Source organism: Streptomyces longhuiensis (assembly GCF_020616555.1).
Classification (GTDB): domain Bacteria; phylum Actinomycetota; class Actinomycetes; order Streptomycetales; family Streptomycetaceae; genus Streptomyces; species Streptomyces longhuiensis.
Map to the genome: position 1 here is coordinate 3,074,573 of NZ_CP085173.1, position 18,293 is coordinate 3,092,865.

The following is an 18,293-nucleotide window of genomic DNA, read 5'->3' on the forward strand; positions in this document are numbered from 1 at the left end:
AGAATGCGGTCAGGCGCCTCGCGCGAGGAGACGGAACTGCTCGCGCGTGGTGTCCGTGTTTCGGGGTGGGCCGGTCCGCAGCCAAGAGCGTCGGCCCGGAAAGTACGGGCCGAGGAGGGCCGGGTGACGACCTATGACGATCGAGCGAGCCTCACTGATCTGACCACCACTGTGGAGCGAGTCCGCAGGTCGGTGGAGGGTGTGATCGAGGGCAAGCCGGAGGTCGTACGGCTTTCGCTGACGGTGCTCCTGGCCGAGGGGCACCTGCTCATCGAGGATGTACCGGGCGTCGGCAAGACCATGCTGGCGAAGGCGCTCGCCAAGTCCATCGACTGCTCGGTGCGTCGGATCCAGTTCACGCCCGACCTGCTGCCGTCGGACATCACCGGTGTCTCCATCTGGGACCAGCAGCGCCGGGACTTCGAGTTCAAGCCCGGCGCGATCTTCGCGCAGATCGTGATCGGCGACGAGATCAACCGCGCGTCCCCGAAGACGCAGTCGGCGCTCCTGGAGTCCATGGAGGAGCGCCAGGTCACCATCGACGGGCAGACCTACGAACTGCCCAGCCCCTTCATGGTGGTGGCCACGCAGAACCCGGTCGAGATGGAGGGCACCTACCCGCTGCCCGAGGCGCAGCGCGACCGCTTCATGGCCCGGGTGTCGATCGGCTACCCGAGCCCGGAGGCCGAGCTGCAGATGCTCGACATCCACGGCGGGGCCTCCCCGCTGGACGACCTCCAGCCGGTGGCGCACGCGCACGACATCGTGAAGCTGGTCGACGCCGTCCGCTCGGTCCACGTGGCCGACTCGGTGCGGCGGTACGCGGTCGACCTGGTCGCCGCCACACGCAGCCACCCCGACCTGAGACTCGGCGCCTCGCCGCGCGCCACGCTGCATCTGCTGCGGGCGGCGAAGGCATCCGCGGCGCTGAGCGGGCGTGAGTACGCGCTGCCCGACGACGTGCAGGCGCTCGCCGTGCAGGTCCTCGCGCACCGCCTGCTGCCCACCGCGCAGGCCCAGCTGAACCGTCGCACGTCCGAGCAGGTGGTCCTGGAGATCCTCCAGCACACGTCGGTCCCGGCGGCCTCGGGCCACGGGTCCCCGATGTACAACCAGCAGCCGCCCGGCGCCCGGAGGCCGTGATGGACGAGGGGGGAGGCTTCGGCAGTGACGACGACAAGGGCGGCCTTCGGGTCGCGCTCTCGGGGCTGACCACCCGGGGACGTTCGTTCCTGGCCGCCGGGGTGGCGGCGGCGATCTGCGCGTACGTCCTGGGGCAGAGCGATCTGCTCCGGGTCGGACTGCTGCTCGCCGTGCTGCCGCTGGTCTGCGCGTTCGTGCTCTACCGCACGCGCTACCGGGTCGCGGGCAGCCGGCGGCTGTCCCCCGCGCGCGTGCCCGCGGGCAGCGAGGCCCGCGTCCATCTCCGCATGGACAACGTCTCGCGGCTGCCCACGGGCCTGCTCATGCTCCAGGACCGGGTGCCGTACGTGCTCGGGCCGCGCCCCCGCTTCGTCCTCGACCGGGTGGAGGCGGGCGGCCGCCGCGAGGTGTCGTACCGCGTGCGCTCGGACCTGCGGGGCCGCTATCCGCTCGGCCCGCTCCAGCTGCGCCTGACGGACCCCTTCGGGCTGTGCGAGCTGTCCCGCTCCTTCTCCACGTACGACACCCTCACAGTCATCCCGCGCGTGGAGCCACTGCCCGCCGTGCGGCTGACCGGCGAGGCCAAGGGGTACGGCGACGGGCGGAACCGCTCGCTGGCCCTGGCCGGCGAGGACGACGTGATCCCGCGCGGGTACCGCTACGGGGACGACCTCCGCCGTGTGCACTGGCGCTCGACCGCGCGCTACGGCGAGCTGATGGTGCGCCGAGAGGAGCAGCCGCAGCGGGCCCGCTGCACGGTGCTCCTCGACACCCGGCGCCTCGCCTTCCAGGGCGCGGGCCCCGACTCGGCCTTCGAGTGGGCGGTGTCGGGCACGGCGTCGACGCTGTTCCACATGCTCGAACGGGGCTTCTCCGTACGCCTGTTGACCGATACGGGCAATTCGGTGCCGGGCGAGGGGTCCGACGGGTTCGCCGGCGCCAGCCAGGAGTCGGCGGACGCGGCCGGACTGATGATGGACACGCTCGCCGTCGTCGACCACTCGGACGGCTCGGGGCTCTCGCGCGCGTACGACGTGCTGCGCGGCGGGAACGAGGGGCTGCTGGTGGCCTTCTTCGGCGATCTCGACGAGGAGCAGACCGCGGTCGCGGCCCGGATGCGGCAGCGCAGCGGCGGCGCCGTCGCCTTCGTGCTCGACAGCGAGACCTGGACGCGCGGCGCCCCTTCGGAGCGCTGCGAGGAACGGCTGCGGATGCTGCGCGAGGCGGGCTGGTCGGCCCTCGCGGTCCCGCCCGGCACCTCCCTCATCGACCTGTGGCGCGACGCCGACCGGCACCGGGCGTCCACCGGCGCGGAGAGCGGACCGGCGGTGACGGGGTGGGGTTCTTGATCATGCGTGATGTCACCGGGGGAAAGGCGCGGTCATGAGTGGAGGCGCTCGGCTGACGCTGTGTGCGACGGCGGCCACGTTCATGGCGGCGTGTGCCCTGCTGCCGCTGGTCGATCTGGCGACCTGGATCTTCCAGGCCGCGTTCCTGCTGGTCGTCCAGGCCGGGGTGGGCGCACTGACCCGGCGCGTGCCTCTCGCGCGGCCGCTCACGGTGGCCGTGCAGGCGCTCGTGACGCTGATGCTCCTCACCCTGCTGTTCGCGCACGCGCAGGCGATCGGCGGGGTGCTGCCGGGCCCGGAGGCGTTCCGTCACTTCGGGGAGCTGCTCCAGGCGGGCGGCGACGACGTGGGGCGGTTCGCGATCCCCGCGCCGCTGTCCGACGGGATCCGGCTGATGCTGGTGGGCGGCGTCCTGGTGATCGGCCTCGCGGTGGACGCGCTCGCGGTGACGTTCCGCAGCGCGGCGCCCGCCGGGCTGCCGCTGCTCGCCCTGTACTCGGTCGCCGCGGGCCTCTCCCACGGCTCCGCCGACTGGCTGTGGTTCCTCCTCGCCGCCGGCGGCTATCTGCTGCTGCTCCTCGCCGAGGGCCGGGACCGGCTCTCGCAATGGGGGCGCGTCTTCGGCGGTACGGCCCGCTCACCGGGCGGCGCGGCCGAGAGCGCGGCCGATGCCGTGGCCCCGATCCGCACGGGCCGCCGCATCGGCGCGCTCGCGCTCGGCATCGCCCTGGTGGTACCGCTCGCCCTGCCCGCGCTCGACGGCGGCCTGCTCGGCCCGACGGGTACGGGCGGGGGCGTGGGCTCCGGGGGCGGCGGCACCATCTCCGCCGTGAACCCCCTGGTCTCCCTCCAGAACAGCCTGAACCAGCCCGAGGACCGGGAGGTGATGTCGTACCGCACGAACTCGAAGGACACCCAGGACCTCTATCTGCGGATCGTCTCCCTCGACGAGTTCGACGGGACGACCTGGCGGCCCGCCAAGCGCAGCATCATCGACGTGCCCTCGCCCTTCCCGAGCCCCCGCGGCCTCGGCGCGGACGTCCGCAGGACGGAGATCCGCACGAACATCGCGGCGGCCGGCTGGTACGCCCAGGACTGGCTGCCGCTCCCCTACCCGGCGACGAAGGTCGACATCTCGGGACGCTGGCGGTACGAGCCGGTGGGCCGGACCCTCGTCGGCGACCACGACCAGACCACGCGCGGCAAGAAGTACGGCGTCGAGAGCCTGATCGTGCAGCCGACGGCGGAGCAGCTGGCGAACGCTCCCACGGCGCCGAGCGAGCTGCGGCGGGAGTTCACAAGGGTGCCGTCGTCGCTGCCGGCGATCGTCGAGAAGACGGCGCTGCGCGTCACCGAGGGCGCGTCGAACGACTACCAGCGGGCCGTGAAGCTCCAGGACTACTTCACCGTGAGCGGGGGCTTCACGTACAACACGGAGGTGCAGGCCGGCAGCGGCTCCTCGGCCATCGCCCGTTTCCTGAAGGACAAGGAGGGCTTCTGCGTCCACTTCTCCTTCTCGATGGCTGCGATGGCCAGGACGCTGGGGATCCCGGCGCGGGTGGCGGTGGGCTTCACGCCGGGCTCTCCGCAGGCGGACGGCCGGATGTCGGTCGGCCTGCGGGACGCGCACGCGTGGCCGGAGCTGTACTTCGAGGGCGTGGGCTGGACGCGCTTCGAGCCGACGCCGAACCGCGGCACGGCGCCCGACTACACCCGTGACGACACCCCGGCGGGCGACCCGAGCAACCCGGCGGCGCCGAGCGAGGCCGCCTCGTCCCAGCCGTCGGCAGGGCAGCCCTCCGCATCGGACAACTGCCCGGCGGCCGAGCGGAAGCTGGGAGGCTGCTCGAACACGGCGCCCGCGGTGATCGGCGCGTCCGGCGGCGACGGCCCGCCCTTCGGCACGATCGCCCTCGTCGCGCTGGGCGTGCTGTTGGTGGTGCTCGTGCCGCTGCTGCCGATGCTGTGGCGGCGGCGGGTCCGGGCCGTGCGGCTCGGCTCGTCCGGCCGCACGGACGGGGACGCGGCGGCCCGCACCCTCGCGGCGTGGCTGGAAGTGACCGATACGGCGTGGGACCACGGCATCGCACCGGACGAGTCAAAGACGCCGCGGAAGGCTGCCGCGCGGATCGTCCGGGTCGGGAAGCTCGATCAGGTGGCCGCGGACTCCGTGCATCGGGTGGCGGCCGCGGTGGAGCAGGTGCTCTACGCGCCGAGGCCGCAGCCGACGGCGGGTCTCGGGGACGATGTGCGCCGCCTCGAGCAGGGCCTGCGCGCCAAGGCGAGCCGTTCGGCCCGGCTGCGGGCGACGCTCGCACCGCGCTCGACCGTTCGAGTGGCGTGGAGCCTTTCGCAGCGCTGGGCGGAGCTCGGCTCCCGCTGGACGGCCCGGAGGTCGACGCTTCTGCGGCGGGCACGGCGGCCTTCCGGCCAGGAGAGCTGACAGGAGGTTGCGGGGCGGCGCCCCTCGCGCGCAAGCGGTCACGCCTGCGCGCGAGGGGCGCCGGTCTGCGCATACTCCGCGGCCCGCGGATACGCCTGAGGGGTGACCACCCGCGAGTGGTCACCCCTCAGCTACATCTGTTTCCCAGAGGACGTCTGATCCCGTGAGGACCTCGTCCGGCGGGGCTCAGCGGCCGCCCTGGCCGCCCTGTTCGTCTCGGCGCCGCTGCCAGCGCTTCTCGATCCGGTCCATCATCGACCGGTGCTTCTTGCCCTGTCGCCGCGCGGTCGGCGGCGCTCCTGGCGCTGCTCCGGCAGCCGGCTGTTCACCGGGCTTGGGCGCTTTGCGCCATGCGGTCATGGCAAGGACCGCGCAGCCCAGCATGACGAGGAACCCCACCACGCTGATCCAGATCTGCTTTGCGACCATTCCGGCCATGAGGAGCGCGATACCCACCAGGAATCCGGCGACTGCCTGGTAGACCCGACGTCGGGTGTACGTACGCAGCCCGCTTCCCTCAAGCGCTGTCGCGAACTTGGGATCTTCGGCGTACAGCGCTCGCTCCATCTGCTCGAGCATTCGCTGCTCGTGCTCCGAGAGCGGCACGGAGTCCTCCTCATCGTGCAGTCGCCGGGGCGACCGGGGGTCCCCTTCAGGATAGGCAGGGAATCGCCCCCGTGAAACCCGCCCCTCTACGCCAACTTCGCCAACCAGGACCACCACGCCGCTCCGGCTCGCTGAGGCGTTAATGCCCCGGCGGCCGTCCCGTCATGCGGACCGTCTCCCTCGATCATACGGCGCCGGGCGCAGATACGGGGGGCCTGTGGCGTACTCCATCCGCCGCTGCGCCCCTGATCAGCGGCGCGTCACCGGGGCACTCAGGCCTCCGGGGTCCCCCGCTTCTGGCCGAGGACGTGCAGCTGCGTGGCGACGGAGTGGAAGGCGGGCAGCTCGGCGGCTGCGGCCTCCAGCTTGAGGAGCTCCTGGAGGGCGCCCGGTTCGGTGTCCACGAGGACGCCGGGCACGAGGTCGGCGAAGACCCGTACGCCGTGCACCGCGCCGACCTCGACGCCCGCGGATCCGACGAGCTGGGTGAGCTGCTCGGCGCTGAAGCGGCGCGGCACGGGGTCGCCGTCGCCCCAGCGGCCCGCCGGGTCGTCGAGGGCCTGCCTGGCCTCCTTGAAGTGCCCGGCGAGCGCGCGTGCGAGCACGGCGCCGCCGAGTCCCGCGGCGAGCAGGCTGAGGACGCCGGAGGGGCGCAGGGCGCCCACCGCGTTGCGTACGCCCTCGGCCGGGTCGTCGACGTACTCCAGGACGCCGTGGCACAGGACCGCGTCGTATGCGTCGCGCTCGACCACGTCGAAGAGACCGGAGACGTCGCCCTGCACCCCGCGCACGCGGTCGGCCACGCCGGCCTCGGCCGCGCGGCGCTCGAGCGCGAAGAGCGCGTTCGGGCTGGGGTCGACGACGGTGACGCGGTGGCCGAGGCCTGCCACGGGCACCGCGAAGTTACCGCTGCCGCCTCCGGTGTCGAGCACGTCGAGCGACTCGCGCCCCGTGGCCTTGACGCGACGGTCGAGGGCGTCCTTGAGAACGTCCCAGACGACGGCGGTACGGAGAGAAGCGCGGGGGCGCATCGGGTCCGACACGACAGGTGACTCCTCGGCGCGGCTCCGGCTCATGGGCTGCGGAGCGATGGGGTTTCCTCCCCCACCGGCACGGCGATGGGTGGAGGCTTCGGGCGCCTCCACCCTATTGCCTCGTGAGAGCTGTCCGGTCACCCCACGTCGGGCACCTCCCGGCCCGCCGCCGGGGCCTCGTCCTGCGCCCTGGGCTGGGGCAGTACGGGCTGGAGCAGCAGCATCCTCTCGACGAGGCGCAGGAACATCGCGACATCGCGGAGCAGGTCGTCCGCGTCGCGGGTGCCGGCCGCCCCCTGGATGCCCGCTTCGGCGCGCGCCCTGCGGGTGGCGCCGGAGGCGAACAGGGCGCTCCACTCGGTCAGTTCGGGTGCGATCTCGGGGAGCACTTCCCAGGCGCTCCGTATCCGGGCACGGCGTCGTGGCGTGGGTTCGGGGCGGCCGCGGGCGGCGAGTACGGCGGCCGCGGTGCGCAGGGCGGCGAGGTGGGCCGTGGCGTACCGCTCGTTGGGCGTCTCGAGGAGGGCCGCCTCGTCGAGTCCCGTGTGCGCCTGGGCGAGCAGGTCGAGGGCGGCGGGAGGGGCTGTCGCCCTGCGGAGTACGGGGTGGACGTCGGCGGCGGGTCCGGTCAGCGAAGGTGCAGGGCCAGTGGCGCGGGGCCGGCGTGCGGCTGCTGCTGAATGTCCAGCCATGACGAACCTCCTGTCGTCTGCGTGACGGCTCAGTGGCCGTATGTGCCCATCGTGGAGTACGCCACTGACAATCGGCCCTGACCTGCGTTTTTGCTTCGAGCGACAGTTCGGGCTAACTTTTGCACTGACCAGTCAGTTCAAAAAAAGTGGGGGGCCTGACCATGGACGGTCCGAACGCGGTCGCCGTAAGCGCCGAGGGGTTCGGGCTCAAGGGTCCGCGCGGCTGGGCGTTCCGCGGGGTGGACATCGACGCGGAGCCCGGGGCGCTCGTCGCCGTCGAGGGGCCGTCCGGGTCGGGCCGCACCTGCCTGCTGCTCGCTCTCACCGGACGCATGCGGCCCACCGAGGGCGCGGCGTCCGTCGGCCCCTTCCGGCTGCCGAAGCAGTTGTCCGCCGTCCGCCGTATCAGCGCTCTCGCCCATGCGCCCGGGGTCACCGACCTCGATCCCGCGCTGACGGTCGAGGAGCATCTGCGCGAACGGGCCCTGCTCCAGCGGCGGTTCGACGGTTCCCTGCGGGCGCTGCTGCGGCCCCGGGCCGAGCGTGCTGCCGCGTCGCGGCTGCGGATCGACACCGCACTGGCCGCCGCGGGCCTCGACCGCGAGTCGCTGCCGAAGGGCACGCGTACCGCCGTGCGCGACCTGGAGCGGATCGAGGCGCTCCGGCTGTCCGTGGCCCTCGCGCTGATCGGGCGACCGCGGCTGCTCGGCGTCGACGACACCGACCTGAAGCTCTCGGACACCGAACGGGCGCAGGTCTGGGACCTGTTGAGGTCCGTCGCCGAGTCGGGCACGACGGTCGTGGCGGTGTGCAGCGAGGCGCCGAAGGACGCGGTCGTCGTATCGACGGCCCCCGCCGAGAAGGCCGAGAAGGCCGAGAAGACCGAGAAGACCACGCAAGACGAGACCGACAAGAACAACAAGAACAAGAAGGAGACGGCGGATGCGCTCGCCGAAGCTGGCCGCGCTTGAGCTCAGGCGCTTCGGCAGGGGGAAGCTGCCGCGCGCCGCGCTCGCCGCGCTCCTGCTGCTGCCCCTGCTGTACGGCGCCCTCTACCTGTGGTCGTTCTGGGACCCGTACGGGCGTCTCGACAAGATTCCCGTCGCGCTCGTCAACGACGACAAGGGGGCCCGGGCCGCCGGCCAGAAGATCGTGGCGGGCGACGACATCACCGAGGGGCTGCACGACAGCAAGACCTTCGAGTGGCACGAGGTGAGTGCGGCGCAGGCCCGCAAGGGCGTCGAGGACGGGACGTACTACCTGTCGCTGACGATGCCCGCGGACTTCAGCGAGCGCATCGCGTCCAGTTCCGGGGACACCCCCGAGACCGGCGCCCTTCAGGTGCGGACGAACGACGCCAACAACTACATCGTCGGGCAGATCTCGCGGACGGTGTTCTCCGAGGTGCGTTCGGCGGCGTCCACCAACGCGTCGCGCTCCTTCCTCGACCGGATCTTCATCTCCTTCTCCGACATCCACGACGCGACCAAGAAGGCCGCGAAGGGGGCCGACCAGCTCAAGGGCGGTATCGGCAAGGCGAAGAAGGGGTCCAAGGACCTGGCGGACGGTCTGAAGGACGCCAAGAAGGGCAGCGGTGACCTGGCCGGCGGGATCAAGAGGCTGGACAAGGGCGCGGGAGATCTGGAGTCCGGCTCGAAGCAGGTATCCGACGGCACCCAGCTCCTCGCCGACAAGGTCAACGGTGTCGCCGGGCAGGTGCGGCCGTTCCTCAAGGACAACAAGAAGGCGATCGGCGACACCGCCCGGCTCGTCGCCGACTCCGCGAAGGGCATCCGGGACAACCTCGACGTCCTGGTGAAGACGGCGCCGACGGCCGCCAAGGGCGCGCACGCGGGATCCGACGTCCTGGACGGGGTCTACAAGGCGCGCTGCGAGACGCTGCCGCTGTCCGACCCGGCCTGCCCCGACCTGAAGAAGGCCAAGGTGGCCGCGGCCGACGTGGCGAAGATCGCCGACGACCTGAACGTCCTGATCGAGGACGACCACGGCGACCTGGACACCCTCGACCGCCATCTCGCCACGCTCCAGCGGCAGTCCGAGGCGCTGGCCAAGCACGCCCCGACGCTCGACCAGGACGTGGCCACCGCCGTCTCGAAGATCAACGCGCTCAACAAGGGCGCGGGGCAGGTCGCCAAGGGCGCCAAGCAGCTGCACACCGGGCTCGGCACGGCGAAGACGGGCTCGGCGGACCTCGACACGGGCGTCGGCAAGCTGAAGACGGGCGCGAGCGACCTCAACGGCGGCATGTTCAAGCTGGCCGACGGCTCCGGAGAGCTGGCCGGCGGGCTGCACGACGGGGTGAAGCAGATCCCCGACTACGACAAGAAGGACCGCGACCGGCGCACCGGTGTCATGTCCGACCCGGTCCAGCTCGCCTCGCAGTCCCTGCACAAGGCGCCCAACTACGGCACCGGATTCGCCCCCTACTTCATCCCGCTGTCCCTGTGGGTCGGCGCGATGGTGGCCTACATGCTGATCCAGCCGCTCAACCGGCGCGCACTCGCCGCCGGCGCCTCCGCCTGGCGGATCGCGCTGGCCGGCTGGCTGCCCGTGGCCGCGCTCGGCGTGCTCCAGGTCGCCGCCCTGATGTCGGTGCTGCACTGGGCGCTGGGGCTCCAGATGGTCAGGGCGGCCGGAACGGTCGGCTTCCTCTTCCTCGTCACGGCGTGCTTCGCCGCGATCGTGCAATGGCTGAACGCCCGCTTCGGAGCGGCGGGGCGGATCCTCGTACTCGCCTTCCTGATGCTCCAGTTGACATCGGCGGGCGGCACGTATCCCGTACAGACGAGCCCCGGCTTCTTCAACGCGATCCACCCCTTCCTGCCGATGACCTACGTCGTCGAGGCGCTGCGGAGACTGATCTCGGGCGGTGGCCTCGGACCCGTGTGGCAGGCGTGCGCCGTGCTCGCCGCGTTCACGGCCGGCGCGCTGGCCCTGACCGCGCTCAGCGCCCGCGGCAAGCAGGTGTGGACACTCGACCGGCTGCACCCCGAACTCAGCCTGTGAGCGCGCCCACACCTCCGCCTGTGAGAATCAGGGGCATGGAAAGCAGCACACGGCGCCAGGCCACCCGGCAGAAGCTGTACGAGGCCGCGGTCACGCTCATCGCGGAGCAGGGGTTCTCGGCCACCACGGTCGACGAGATCGCCGAGCGCGCCGGGGTCGCGAAAGGCACGGTCTACTACAACTTCGCCAGCAAGTCGGTCCTCTTCGAGGAGCTGCTCCGGCACGGGGTCGGGCTTCTCACCGCCTCACTGCGGGAGGCGTCGGAGAAGACGGCCGCGAGCGGCGGCAGCAAGATCGACGCCCTCGACGCGATGATCCGGGCCGGCCTCGTCTTCATCGACCGCTATCCGGCCTTCACACAGCTGTACGTGGCCGAGCTGTGGCGCACGAACCGCGCCTGGCAGTCCACGCTCGCGGTGGTCCGGCAGGAGGCAGTCGCCGTCGTGGAGGACGTGCTGCGGGACGCGGTCGAGGGCGGTGAGCTGAGCGAGGAGATCGACATCCCGCTGACGGCGGCCGCGCTCGTCGGCATGGTCCTCGTGGCCGCCCTGGACTGGCAGGCCTTCCAGCCGGAGCGCTCCCTGGACGACGTCCACGCGGCGCTGTCACGGCTGCTCCAGGGACGCGTGACCGGCGGCCGCTGACCGCCCCGGACACACGGGCGGAGACGACAGAGCGCCGGTCCGGCGTGGCCCGAATTCTCAGGCCTCACCGGACCGGCGCGTCCCCCGTTGCCCCCCCGTGTTCCCCGTATCCCCGTATCCCCGTGTTCCCCCGCGGGCCCGCCGGTCGTGCGGGCCCCCGTGCCTCGCCCCCGCCGTGGCGGGAGGTCCGGCCAAGGGGGCGAAGCGCCTGTTCCGCCGCCCCGTGTCGGCGGTACCGGCGCCGCGCCCCCTTCCGTGCCTCCACTCTCCCGTCCGCGCAGGTCGGACCCCATCCGCGCAGCTACTCATCTCACGTACTAGGTACGGATACTCAGGCCTGGGTGCTCAGGCCCAGGACGCGGACTCCGCGACTGGTTACGATCTCGTCCGTGTCCGTACTCCCCCTGGTCTTCACCAGCGGCTGGGCGAGCGGGATCAACGCCTACGCGGTGGTTCTCCTCCTCGGCGTCTTCGGCGCGACCGGGCTGACGGACGAAGTCCCCGAGTCGCTCCAGCGCACCGACGTGCTCATCGCCGCCGGAGTGCTGTTCCTGTGCGAGGCCGTCGCCGACAAGATCCCTTACGTGGACTCGCTCTGGGACACCGCGCACACGGTGATCCGGCCGGTGTCGGGCGCCGTCGTCGGCGCTCTGCTCGCGGGCCAGAGCGGGTCGCTGTCCGACCTGGCCGCGGGCGCGGTCGGCGGGTCGACGGCACTGGCCAGCCACGCCGTGAAGGCCGGCACCCGGATGGCGATCAACACCTCGCCCGAGCCGTTCAGCAACATCGCGGTGAGCTCGGCCGAGGACCTCGGCGTCGCCGGAATCATCACGCTCGCCATGGTCCATCCCGAAGCGGCCGCGATCATCGCCGCCGTCCTGCTCGTCCTCGGGCTGCTGATGCTGTACTTCCTGATCTCGCGGATCCGGCGCTTCCTGCGGCGCCGGGCGCAGCGGCGCGAGGAGCGGCGCATCGCCCACCGGACCGGGGCGCCGCCGGGCTGATCCGGCGCCCGGCCGGGCTGTCCGCGGGGGTGCCGGCGGGGGCGGATAAAGTCGCCGTCATGGCACGGATTGCGGTGATCGGCGCCGGGATGGGCGCGATGGCGGCCGCTGCCCGGCTGGCCGTGGCAGGCCACCGGGTGGCGGTGTACGAGCGCTCGTCGACGTACGGCGGGGCGCTCGGCGGCTTCGCTCGGGACGGCTTCTCGTTCGACACGGGCCCGGGGCTGCTCCAGCTGCCCGCGGTCTACCGGGACTTGTTCATCAAGACGGGCAAGCAACCGCTGGAGGACGCGGTCGAGCTGATCCAGGTGGAGCCCGCCGTGCGGCATGTCTTCGCGGACGGCACGGCGGTGGACCTGCCGAACGCGCGGCGCGCGGGCATCGCCGACGCCCTGGACGCGGCGCTCGGGGAGGGCTCGGGCGCGCACTGGTCGGCGTTCATGAACCGGGCGCGTGAGGCCTGGGACCGTACCCGGCGCCCGCTTCTCGAAGAGCCCCTGTGGCCGAACTGGCGGATCCTCGCGGACCGCGAGCCGTACCCCGCGGTGGTCCGCCGCAGGATGCTGCGCAAGGACCTGTCGGCGGCGACGCTCTCCGAGGTCGCCGCTCTCGAGCTGGGCGGGGAGCCGCGGCTCGTCGCGCTCCTCGAGCAGTACGCGCTCGCGTCCGGCCTCGATCCGCGTACGGCCCCGGCGAGCGCGGCCGTACTGCCGTACATGGAGCAGACCTTCGGCACCTGGGCGGTGCGCGGCGGGATGCGGGAGCTGGCGCGGGCCGTGTACGAGCGCTGTCTTCAGCGGAAGGTCGCGTTCGAGTTCGACGCGCCGGTGGCACGGATCGTGGAGAAGGACGGCCGGGCGGCGGGCGTGGAGCTGGCCGAAGGCCGGGTCGTGGAGGCCGACTTCGTGGTCGCCGGTGTGGCGCCCGGTGTCCTCGACGAGCTGCTGCCGGGCCGGGCGCTCAGAGCCGAGGACTCGGTGGCGCCGCAGTCGGCGCTGCCGAGCCGGCTGACGGTGTTCCTGGCGCTGCGCGGCGCGCGTCCCGGCGACGCCCCGCACCGGACGGTCGTGCACGCCGCGGACCGCGAAGCCGAGCTGGCCGCGCTGTTCGGCGGAGGCACGGCGGTGGCGGAGCGGCCCACGGTGACGGTGCTTCGTCCCGACGACGCCTCGGTGGCGCCGGACCCGGACCATGAGGCGGTGACCCTGGTGGTCACGGTGGCGCGCGGCGCACGCGTGACGGACGCGGACGTGGAACGGGTCGTCGACGCCGCCGGGCACGCGGTCCCCGGGCTGCGCGACCGTCTGCTGTGGCACGAGGTCCGCACCCCGTCCGATGTCGCCGACGCGACGGGCGCGGACGGCGGTTCGGTGCCCGCACCGGCCCTGGCCGCGGCCTCCGGCCGGCTCCTGCACCCGTCGAACGGCACACGCGTTCCTGGCCTGTTCGCCGTCGGCGGCTGGTCGCACCCGGGCGGCGGGCTGCCGCACGCGGGGATGTCGGGCGCGCTGGCGGCCGGGCTGATCGTGGAGGGACCGGACTTCCGCGGCTCGCAGTGACGGGCGGCGCCCGCCGGGTTCAGTAGCGGTACTGCTGCTCGTTGTAGCCGGAGCCCGCGTCGTACCCGCCCTGGCCGTTCTGCTCGTACGGGTAGGGCTGCTCCGGGGGCAGCTCGCCGCCGTACTGCTGGTGCTGGTCGTCGCCGGTGCGCTGCTGGGGCACCCAGACCCCGCCGGGCGGCGTCTCCATGCCGTAGCCACCCGCCGCGTACGGGTCGCCGTACTGCTGTCCCGTGCCGTACGCGTCGTCGTACTGGGGCTGCGCCGGGTAGGTCTGCGTCCCGATGTACGGGTCGGAGTAGGCGGCGTACTGCTGCTGGCCGTTGTCGTAGCCGTACTGCTGCTGGTCGTAGCCCGCGTACGCGTCGTACGCGTAGCCCTGCGCGCCGGAATCCGTCTGTGCGGCGGCCGGGGTGTACACGCCGTACTGGCCGGTGTCGTCGGGCATCGGCTGCGGCGCGTAGACCGACGTCACCTCGGCCGGGGACTCGGGTTCCTGGCCGCCGGGGGCGTCCGGGGCGGCGGACTCGTACTCCAGGTCGGAGACCTCGAGGGTCGGATCCTGGTGGACGGGCTCCTTGATCTTGCGCCGCTTGCTCGCGCCGGGGTTCCCGCCGAGCGCCCAGCCCGTGGAGAAGCCCCTGCGGAACGACAGCGTCACGTAGGTCTGGCCGACGGCGAACGTGATGGCGCCGATCCCGATGACGATCACCGACGGGATCAGCACACCGAGGACGACGCCCACGAACCCGACGAAGGCGAGCAGCCGGAAGCGCAGCCGCGCCTTGTACTGGAGCAGTACCTCACCGAGCAGCCACAACGCGACGATTCCGAACGCGATGTAGAGGACCGTCCAGCCCATGTACGCCCCTCTCGTACGGCCGCCGCCCTGGTGGAATACGGCCGGGTCAGGCCTGCTGGTCGTGCAGGCCCAGATTCTCGTAGATCTCCAGTGTCGCCGTGGAGTTGTTGAGCGTGATGAAGTGCAGACCCGGAACGCCCTCGTCCAGCAGCTTCGCGCAGAACTCCGTCGCGAACTCGATGCCAATGGAGCGTACAGCCGCCGGATCGTCTTTGGCTGTGAGGATGCGCTCTTTCAGGGCGGGCGGGAACGTGGCGTTGCTGAGCTGCGGCAGCCGCTCCAGCATGCGCACGCTCGTGACCGGCATGATCTCCGGGATGACGGGGGTGTCGCAACCCGCCGCCGCGACCCGGTCGCGCAGCCGCAGATACTCCTCCGGGTAGAAGAACATCTGAGTGATCGCGTAGTCCGCGCCCGCCCGGCACTTGTCCACGAAGTGGCGCACGTCGGAGTCCCAGTCCTCGGAGCGCGGGTGCATCGCGGGGAAGGCCGCGACGCCGACGCAGAAGTCGCCCGACTCCTTGATGAGCCGGACCAGTTCGGCGGCGTAGGTCAGGCCCTCGGGGTGCGCGACCCAGTCGGCCATGGGGTCGCCGGGCGGGTCGCCGCGCACGGCGAGGATGTTCCTGATGCCGGCGTCCGCGTACTGGCCGATGATGTTGCGCAGCTGGGCCACGGAGTGGTCGACGGCCGTGAGGTGGGCGACCGGGGTCAGAGTCGTGTCGGCGACGATCTGCTCCGTCTCGCGGACCGTGCCGGCGCGGGTGGAACCACCGGCGCCGTACGTCACGGAGACGAAGTCGGGCGCGACGGCCTCGACCCGGCGCAGCGCGTTCCAGAGGTTCCGCTCACCCTTCGGGGTCTTCGGCGCCGAGAACTCGAACGAGAAGGTCGTCTTGCCGGTCGCGAGCATGTCGCGCACGGTGCGTGCGCGATCAGTCCTGGTGGAAGCGGTGCCAAGGGCCATATGGGCAGGTTAGCCACGGGAGCGCCCTCTCCCTAATCTCCGTCCACCCTGCGGACACACGTCTTGGCGGAGCGCGTCCGGACGGGTCAGGCCGTACGCAGCCGCTTCGCGAAGTCGGCCGCGGCCGCGCCCGGGTCGTCCGCCTCGGTGATGGCGCGGACGACGACGACGCGGCGGGCGCCCGCTTCGAGCACCTCGTCCAGGTTCCCCGCGTCGATGCCGCCGATCGCGAACCAGGGGCGGTCCGTGCCGAGCGAGGCCGTGTAGCGCACCAGGTCGAGGCCGGGAGCGTACCGGCCGGGCTTGGTGGGGGTCGGCCAGCAGGGGCCGGTGCAGAAGTAGTCCACGCCGTCCTGGACGGCGGCCGCGGCGGCCTCCGTGTCGGCGTGCGTGGAGCGGCCGATCAGGACGTCCTCGCCGAGGATGGCGCGGGCGGCCGCGACCGGCAGGTCGCCCTGGCCCAGGTGCAGGACGTCGGCGCCGGCGGCGTGGGCGACGTCCGCCCGGTCGTTGACCGCGAACAGCTTGCCGTGGCGGGCGGCGGCGTCGGCGAGGACGGCCAGGTGCTCCAGCTCCTCGCCCGCCTCCATGCCCTTGTCGCGCAGCTGCACGATGTCCACGCCGTTCGCCAGGACGGCGTCGAGGAACTCGGGGAGGTCGCCCTGGCGCTTGCGGGCGTCCGTGCACAGGTACAGCCGGGCGTCGGCGAGCTGGGCGCGCTGCGTGGCGGCCATGGCCATGGGTGGGTCCCCCCGTGGTCGGTGGCGTGGGGGGCGCCGGGGGGGGGGGCCCCCCCCCCGCACGCCGGACGGTTGTCAGGTCAGACGGCGAGCGCCTGGGCGCGGCGCTTCACCTCCGTTCCGCGATTCTCGCTCAGCGCCTGCGCGGGGGTGCCCGGCAGGGTCGGGTCGGGGGTGAAGAGCCACTCGAGCATCTCTTCGTCGTTGAAGCCGTCGTCCCTGAGCAGGGTCAGCGTCCCGGTGAGGCCCTTGACGACCTTGTCGCCGTCGATGAAGGCGGCGGGCACGTGCAGCGCCCTGTTCTCACCGCGGCGTACGGCGATCACCTGGCCTTCCTTCACCAGCTGCCGCACACGCGTCACCTCCACGCCGAACTGCTCGGCGATGTCGGGGAGGGTGAGCCACTCGGGGACGAGAGCATCGATCTTTGCGTCAATCTCGGTCACAGGACAAGCGTGCCATCCCGGACTGACAGTGGGAAACGCGGCCGCGCAAAAGGGCCCCCGTCCGCGCCGGGCGGTTATACGACGGCGGCCTTCAGGGGACGGGCCGGGTCGCCGATGACCTGCGGGTCCAGCGCGGCGCCGGACTCGATGAGCTTGCGCCCCTGCGCCAGGTCACGCGGGCGGCCCACGGCGAGGACGCCGACGAGACGGCTCTCGCGCAGCCAGCACACGCTCCAGGACGCGCCCTGCGGGTCGCCGCGCCACACGGTCGTGTCCGCGGCCGCGTGATGCCCGGCGTACTGCACGAAGCGGCCGAACTGCTCCGACCAGAAGTACGGCACCGGGTCGTACGTCGCCGGGGTCTCGCCGATGATGTTGGCGGCGACGGTGCGGGGCCCCTGGAGCGCGTTGTCCCAGTGGTGGACCATCAGGCGCTCGCCGTACCGGCCCGATGGGAAGGACGAGCAGTCACCGACCGCGTACACATCGGGCTCGGAGGTGCGCAGGCGGTTGTCCGCCACGACCTCGCGGTGGGCGCCGAGGGTGATGCCGGAGCCGGTGAGCCAGCCGGTGGCGGGGCGGGCCCCGATGCCGACGACGACGGCTCCCGCGGGCACCCGGGTGCCGTCGTCGAGGAGGACGGCACCCGGTTCGACGTGCTCCACGCGCGCGTGGGTGCGCAGCTCCGCCCCCGCGTCCGCGTACCAGGCGGCCATGGGAGCGGCGACGTCCTCGGGCAGCGCCCCGGCCAGCGGCCGCTCGGCCGCCTCGACGACGGTGACCGCGCATCCGGCCTCGCGGGCCGCGGTGGCGAACTCGGCACCGATCCAGCCCGCGCCCACGACGACGATGTCGCGCTGCGCGGCGAGGACGGGGCGCAGACGTTCGGCATCGTCGAGCGTGCGCAGCAGGTGGACGCCCGGGATGTCCTCCGTGCCGGGCAGCCTGATGGGTTCGGCGCCGGTCGCGAGGACGAGGACGTCGTAGGGGGCGGGTCCGGTGGCGGTGTCGAGGGTGTGCTCGGCGGGGCGTACGCCGGTGACCTCGCGGCCCAGTTCGAGCGTGATGTCGAGTGCTTCGAAGTCGACGTCGAAGGCGGACCCCTCGGCCTTGCCGAGCAGGACGGCCTTGGACAGCGGGGGCCGGTCGTACGGCTGGTGGGGTTCGGCGCCGATCAGCGTGACGGCGCCGGTGAAGCCCTGTTCGCGCAGGGCCACGGCGGTCTGGACCCCCGCCATCCCGGCGCCGACGATGACGACGTGCCGTCCGGCCTGGGGCACCGGTGCCTGGTTCTGGGTCTGCTCGCTCACCGGATCACCATATGCACCTGACATTCAGTCAGTCAGCGGGCCGCGTCACTCCGGTCCCGTGACGTCTTCCACACCGGCCGCCGGTTTGACGGCTGCGGCCCCCGCGCCCGCCCCGTCAGGCGCCGGGGACCTCTTCGACGACGCTCGTCCCGCTGCCCGCCTGCGACTCCCACTCCCACGTCTCGTCCAGCCGCACCCGCCCGTCGGGAAGATCCACGACGAGCGAGACACAGTGCCCGGAGGAGGTCGTCGCGTCCGTCTTCAGCTGTACGTACCTGAAGTCGATCCGGTCGCCCTCACGGGTGCCCACGAGGTGGCCGCGCACCACGTCCCCGCCCGCGTACTCGGCCCAGACCCGGCCGTCCTCCTCGTGGTACGCGAACCGCGTCCGCGTACCCACCTGACCTGGAGCCTGGTCGGCGACCGGGGCGAGGACGAGTCCGTCGAGCGAACGGGCCATGCGGGCG

At 72.5% G+C, this 18,293-nt stretch carries 17 protein-coding genes; 8 read left to right on the forward strand and 9 right to left on the reverse strand.

Going from position 1 to position 18,293, the window contains the following annotated elements:
- Positions 1 to 123: 123 nt before the first annotated feature.
- From LGI35_RS14375 to LGI35_RS14385, 3 genes are read left to right on the forward strand one after another with little or no spacing between them, the layout of a single operon-like run.
- Entirely contained in the window at positions 124 to 1,143 is a 1,020-nt protein-coding gene (locus LGI35_RS14375; RefSeq protein ID WP_227294239.1) for an AAA family ATPase, read from the forward strand.
- Entirely contained in the window at positions 1,143 to 2,492 is a 1,350-nt protein-coding gene (locus tag LGI35_RS14380; RefSeq protein WP_227294240.1) for a DUF58 domain-containing protein, read from the forward strand. Before LGI35_RS14375 ends, LGI35_RS14380 begins: the two co-directional genes overlap by 1 nt.
- Before the next feature lie 34 nt (positions 2,493 to 2,526).
- Complete coding sequence (locus LGI35_RS14385; RefSeq protein ID WP_227294241.1) at positions 2,527 to 4,935, forward strand: transglutaminase TgpA family protein; 2,409 nt, start codon at positions 2,527 to 2,529, stop codon at positions 4,933 to 4,935.
- A 186-nt stretch (positions 4,936 to 5,121) separates the two neighbouring features.
- Here LGI35_RS14385 and LGI35_RS14390 read toward each other — a convergent pair whose 3' ends face one another.
- The 3 genes from LGI35_RS14390 to LGI35_RS14400 all read right to left on the reverse strand — a co-directional run bounded on the left by LGI35_RS14390 (position 5,122) and on the right by LGI35_RS14400 (position 7,267).
- The gene (locus tag LGI35_RS14390) at positions 5,122 to 5,541 is read right to left on the reverse strand and encodes a DUF3040 domain-containing protein (RefSeq protein ID WP_227294242.1); all 420 of its coding nucleotides are present in this window, start codon (positions 5,539 to 5,541) and stop codon (positions 5,122 to 5,124) included.
- Positions 5,542 to 5,813: 272 nt separating this feature from the next.
- Positions 5,814 to 6,584, reverse strand: coding sequence for a methyltransferase (locus LGI35_RS14395; protein ID WP_227294243.1), 771 nt, complete (start codon positions 6,582 to 6,584; stop codon positions 5,814 to 5,816).
- Positions 6,585 to 6,712: 128 nt separating this feature from the next.
- Positions 6,713 to 7,267 carry an SAV_6107 family HEPN domain-containing protein gene (locus LGI35_RS14400; protein ID WP_227294244.1) on the reverse strand — a complete coding sequence of 185 codons (555 nt, stop codon included), beginning with the start codon at positions 7,265 to 7,267 and terminating at the stop codon, positions 6,713 to 6,715.
- 161 nt (positions 7,268 to 7,428) lie between these two features.
- Between LGI35_RS14400 and LGI35_RS14405 the strand changes: the two genes are divergently transcribed.
- The 5 genes from LGI35_RS14405 (at position 7,429) to LGI35_RS14425 (ending at position 13,501) form a co-directional block, all read left to right on the forward strand.
- On the forward strand, positions 7,429 to 8,238 hold the full coding sequence (locus tag LGI35_RS14405) for an ATP-binding cassette domain-containing protein (protein WP_227294245.1): 810 nt from the start codon (positions 7,429 to 7,431) through the stop codon (positions 8,236 to 8,238).
- Positions 8,210 to 10,294, forward strand: a complete 2,085-nt coding sequence (locus LGI35_RS14410; protein WP_227294246.1) for a YhgE/Pip family protein — start codon at positions 8,210 to 8,212, stop codon at positions 10,292 to 10,294. Before LGI35_RS14405 ends, LGI35_RS14410 begins: the two co-directional genes overlap by 29 nt.
- Before the next feature lie 35 nt (positions 10,295 to 10,329).
- On the forward strand, positions 10,330 to 10,938 hold the full coding sequence (locus tag LGI35_RS14415) for a TetR/AcrR family transcriptional regulator (RefSeq protein ID WP_100592205.1): 609 nt from the start codon (positions 10,330 to 10,332) through the stop codon (positions 10,936 to 10,938).
- 389 nt (positions 10,939 to 11,327) lie between these two features.
- The gene (locus LGI35_RS14420) at positions 11,328 to 11,942 is read left to right on the forward strand and encodes a DUF4126 domain-containing protein (RefSeq protein ID WP_227294247.1); all 615 of its coding nucleotides are present in this window, start codon (positions 11,328 to 11,330) and stop codon (positions 11,940 to 11,942) included.
- Between the two features lie 59 nt (positions 11,943 to 12,001).
- Positions 12,002 to 13,501, forward strand: a complete 1,500-nt coding sequence (locus LGI35_RS14425) for a phytoene desaturase family protein (RefSeq protein ID WP_227294248.1) — start codon at positions 12,002 to 12,004, stop codon at positions 13,499 to 13,501.
- 19 nt (positions 13,502 to 13,520) lie between these two features.
- On the opposite strand, the gene LGI35_RS14430 is transcribed toward LGI35_RS14425, so the two are convergent.
- From LGI35_RS14430 to LGI35_RS14455, 6 genes are all read right to left on the reverse strand, one after another.
- Positions 13,521 to 14,363, reverse strand: coding sequence for a hypothetical protein (locus tag LGI35_RS14430; protein WP_227294249.1), 843 nt, complete (start codon positions 14,361 to 14,363; stop codon positions 13,521 to 13,523).
- A 46-nt stretch (positions 14,364 to 14,409) separates the two neighbouring features.
- Positions 14,410 to 15,330 carry a methylenetetrahydrofolate reductase [NAD(P)H] gene (gene metF / locus LGI35_RS14435; RefSeq protein ID WP_227294250.1) on the reverse strand — a complete coding sequence of 307 codons (921 nt, stop codon included), beginning with the start codon at positions 15,328 to 15,330 and terminating at the stop codon, positions 14,410 to 14,412.
- Positions 15,331 to 15,416: 86 nt separating this feature from the next.
- On the reverse strand, positions 15,417 to 16,064 hold the full coding sequence (gene thiE / locus LGI35_RS14440; RefSeq protein ID WP_227300302.1) for a thiamine phosphate synthase: 648 nt from the start codon (positions 16,062 to 16,064) through the stop codon (positions 15,417 to 15,419).
- 86 nt (positions 16,065 to 16,150) lie between these two features.
- Positions 16,151 to 16,516 (reverse strand): Rv2175c family DNA-binding protein, encoded by a 366-nt coding sequence (locus LGI35_RS14445; protein ID WP_116502558.1) that lies wholly within the window; start codon positions 16,514 to 16,516, stop codon positions 16,151 to 16,153.
- A 74-nt stretch (positions 16,517 to 16,590) separates the two neighbouring features.
- Complete coding sequence (locus LGI35_RS14450) at positions 16,591 to 17,826, reverse strand: NAD(P)/FAD-dependent oxidoreductase (protein ID WP_376571010.1); 1,236 nt, start codon at positions 17,824 to 17,826, stop codon at positions 16,591 to 16,593.
- A gap of 115 nt (positions 17,827 to 17,941) precedes the next feature.
- Complete coding sequence (locus tag LGI35_RS14455; RefSeq protein ID WP_227294252.1) at positions 17,942 to 18,286, reverse strand: avidin-fold protein; 345 nt, start codon at positions 18,284 to 18,286, stop codon at positions 17,942 to 17,944.
- Positions 18,287 to 18,293 lie beyond the last annotated feature (7 nt).